At 40.5% G+C, this 3,102-nt stretch carries 4 protein-coding genes; all 4 read left to right on the forward strand.

The annotated features are described in order from the left end of the window. The coding region (locus ABYB02_RS16085) for a substrate binding domain-containing protein (RefSeq protein WP_372763394.1) at positions 1–668 on the forward strand (668 nt) is incomplete at its 5' end. A gap of 216 nt (positions 669–884) precedes the next feature. Continuing rightward, positions 885–2,177, forward strand: coding sequence for an amidohydrolase (locus ABYB02_RS16090; protein WP_002958068.1), 1,293 nt, complete (start codon positions 885–887; stop codon positions 2,175–2,177). Positions 2,178–2,410: 233 nt separating this feature from the next. Continuing rightward, the gene (locus tag ABYB02_RS16095) at positions 2,411–2,824 is read left to right on the forward strand and encodes a GFA family protein (RefSeq protein WP_007377055.1); all 414 of its coding nucleotides are present in this window, start codon (positions 2,411–2,413) and stop codon (positions 2,822–2,824) included. Positions 2,825–2,920: 96 nt separating this feature from the next. Further along, positions 2,921–3,102: hypothetical protein (locus tag ABYB02_RS16100; RefSeq protein WP_372763395.1), on the forward strand; the 182-nt coding region annotated here is incomplete at its 3' end.

Below are 3,102 nucleotides of genomic sequence, written 5' to 3' on the forward strand. Positions count from 1 at the left end.
CCGAACTTCGCCGCTCCAAAACACAGCTACAACAAATCAAAGGGCTTATAAAAATTACAGCTCCCATAATGATTGGGCAATATATGCTGCCGGTTGCATTAGCTGAATTTAAAGATCTGCATCAGGACGTTGATTTAGCAATTTCACTTATGAATCGTAAAGTAGAGCTGGTGGAAGAAGGCTTTGATTTAGCTATACGCGTAGGGCACTTAAACGACTCAACAATGGTCGCGCGTAATATTGGTAATATGCACTTTAAAACGGTAGCAAGCCCTCACTATATTAACACTCACGGCATGCCCAGTACGCCTAAAGATCTTAAAAACCATCAATGTTTAATAAATACCGCAGTAACTAATGCCAAGCGATGGTCGTACTTAATTGACGGAAAAAGCACAGTAATAAAAGTAGCTGGTAGCCTTGAAGTTAACGATTCTCAAAGCTTAAAAGCCTTTGCTATAGCTAATCAAGGTATTGCTCAGCTGCCTAGTTTTTACGTTGATGCGGCAATTCAATCCGGTGAGTTAATAGAAATATTAAGCGATTATGTGCCAAGCCCATTACCCGTGAATTTACTCTATCCATCGCAACGTTTATTAAGCCCAACTGTCCGCGCTTTGGTGGACTATTTAGTGCCATTTTTAAATCAACAAAAGCAAAAGTGGTAGGCTTAATTAGCGCTAAAACTTCAAACTAAAAATAGATAAAACCAGTGAAAAGTGAAGTGGCCCTTCATAGTTGGGCATCTAGCTTAAATGGGATTGATTATTGTAGAGCCTTCAGTAATAGTGGTTATAGAGCAAACTAATTATGTTCTCAATAATACATAAGGGCTCGTGCTCATCAATATTATAAAACCAATAAATATAATAAGGACAAACAGGATGAAAAAATCACTAATTTCAATAGCGTTGGGCTTTGCTGCCCTTAGTGCGTTTAATGCCAATGCAAACATTGATCAGCAAGTTAAAAAGATAGAGCAACAGGTTATTGATTGGCGACGTGATTTTCATCAAAACCCTGAGCTTGGAAATCGCGAAACCCGCACAGCAGGTATTGTCGCTAAGCACTTAAAGTCGCTGGGTATGGAAGTACAAACAGGGATTGCTTATACAGGTGTTGTGGGGCTATTAAAAGGTGCAAAGCCAGGCCCGACAGTAATGCTACGCGCAGATATGGACGCGCTGCCAGTTACTGAAAAAGCAGATGTTGATTTTAAATCAACTAAAACCACTAATTACCGTGGTGTAGATGTAGGCATAATGCATGCTTGTGGTCACGACACACACGTGGCTATGCTAATGGGCGCTGCACAAGTGCTTGCAAACATGAAAGATGAGCTACACGGTAATATTATGTTTGTATTTCAGCCTGCAGAAGAAGGCGCACCAGAGGGGGAAGAGGGTGGCGCTGAGCTAATGCTTAAAGAAGGCATATTTAAACAATACAAACCAGAGGCTGCTTTTGGGTTACACATAACATCTAGTTTGCACAGCGGTAAAATTGGTTATAGAAGTGGCCCTGCAATGGCCAGTGCAGACCGATTTGAAATAACAGTACATGGCAAGCAGGCACACGGCTCTGCACCGTGGACTGGGGTTGACCCCATTGCCGCAGCTGCGCAAATAGTAACAGGCGTAAATCATATTGTTAGTCGCCAAATCAACATTACCAAAGAGCCTGCTATTGTCTCGTTTGGAAAAATAGCGGGTGGGGTACGTAATAATATTATTCCTGAAGAAGTCGAAATGGTAGGCACAATTCGTAACTTTGATATGGATAACCGAGCACAAATATTTGAAAAAATAAAAACCACAGCCACGCACATTGCTAAATCGTCAGGTGCTACTGCAGAGGTACACATTCACGAAGGTTATCCGGTAACGATTAATAACCCAAAGTTAACTGCGCAAATGTTACCTAGCCTTAAAAAAGCAGCAGGTAATGAAAACGTAGTTGAAATGGGAAAAATAACCGGCGCAGAAGATTTTTCGTTTTACGCATTAGAAGTGCCGAGTGTATTTGTATTTTTAGGCGGTACACCAAGTGAGCAAGATTTAAATACAGTGGCTAGTAATCACTCACCTTATTTTTATGCCGACGAATCATCGTTTAAAGTAGGCACTAAGGCGCTTAGCCTGTTAGCTGTTGATTATTTAAACGCACATAAAAGATAGCTTAAACACACCACGTTACGCTATTAGCTTAACGTGGTATTGCTGTTTTATTTAAAACATCGGATCATGTTTTTAGCACTTGTTCAACGTTGAAAATCACTCTCAAAAATTAAAAATCTAACCGAACATACAAATGAACCGGCGAGCAGTTTTTTTATATTTTAAAAATAATGAATCGATATTGCCGGTCTTATATCTCGATTCAATCTTCATAAGCATTAAGGATTTAAATAATGGAAATTACTGGAAGCTGTTACTGTGGTGAAATTAAATACCAAGCAAAGTCTCAAAATAACAACGCACTTGTTTGCCATTGTAGCGATTGCCAACGTATGTCGAGCGGCCCATTTAGAGCAGTCATAATTGCAGAGCCAAATTCGGTCGTGTTTACCCAAGGTGAGCCAAAAGAGTTTGTTAAAACAGCGCAAAGCGGTAACAAGCGTGCGCAAGGTTTTTGTGGCACATGTGGTACAACACTTTATGCAACTAACGAAGCTAAAGCTGACCGTGTATATGGCTTGCGTATTGGTGCAGTTGATCAGCGTGATCAGTTTACGCCAACAGCACAAATTTGGGCTAAATCAACATTGAGCTGGTTGAGCGGCTTACACGAAGTACCTGCGTTTGATACAACCCCACAAAACTAGTTATTTGGGGTTATCAGTATTACTTTTTAGTAAGCGGTTTGAAATTTATTTAACCAAATGACTGTCTACTTATAAGTCAGTCATTTGGAGAATAATATGTGTAGTTCACCTAAAAGCAGCCGAGCAGTGAAAAAAACAGCCATTAGTTTTAATGATGAGCTTACTCAAGAGCAGCGCTTGCGTTTTGCTGCAAAAGCTAATTTAGCACAAGAGCGCCGTGAACAGCGCGAAGCAACGAATAAACGCTATGAGCAAAAGCACGCGAGTAGTAAACCTTC

Source organism: Pseudoalteromonas sp., from assembly GCF_041613455.1.
GTDB lineage: Bacteria > Pseudomonadota > Gammaproteobacteria > Enterobacterales > Alteromonadaceae > Pseudoalteromonas.

Bases quoted from the DNA above. Each gene is read 5' to 3' on its own strand.
- ABYB02_RS16095 (WP_007377055.1), top strand. From the start codon at position 2,411: ATGGAAATTACTGGAAGCTGTTACTGTGGTGAAATTAAATACCAAGCA.
- ABYB02_RS16090 (WP_002958068.1), top strand. From the start codon at position 885: ATGAAAAAATCACTAATTTCAATAGCGTTGGGCTTTGCTGCCCTTAGT.